A 483-nucleotide genomic window follows, 5' to 3' on the forward strand; every position below is an offset into this window, starting at 1 on the left:
GTGAAGACGTTCGTCAGGGAGGCGACGATCGTGTCGTTGGCGGCGCTGCGGGTCTTGCCCGGACCGCCGCGTTCCAGCAGGTCGAGCGAGGGCAGCGCGTACGTGATGTCGCCGGAGAGCTGCAGCTGCTCGGCGCGGGCCGGAAGCGGCTGGGACTGCGAGCGGTCGGGAGCGGGCTTCGTCAGATCGGGTACGCCATCGAAGAGCGCTGCACTCCTCTCCGACTTTCCCGCCCCCTGGGCCTGCTCCGCCTCGCGGGCGCCGGGCACCGGGGTGCCGGACCGATCACGGTTCCGCTCGACGGTGACGCCCTGGGTGAGGTCGGCGACGATCGGCGAGGGCGGCATGCCGTTGAGCACTGCCCCGTCGAGCGCTGCGGCTGCTGCCGCGGCGACGTCCACCGCGTCCATGGTGCGGTTCATCGCGGGCTGCACGGAGGGCCTGCGCGGCCTGCGGCGCTTGGAGAGCGCCTCGGCCTCCGCC

General features: G+C 73.3%; 1 pseudogene. It reads right to left on the reverse strand.

Annotation, left to right across the window (positions count from 1 at the left end):
• Nucleotides 1–422 (reverse strand): annotated as a pseudogene (locus tag AC1DUE_RS20250) (hypothetical protein); the annotation flags it as partial.
• Between the last annotated feature and the right edge of the window lie 61 nt (nt 423–483).

The organism is Cellulomonas sp. P4_A2 (genome assembly GCF_056402515.1).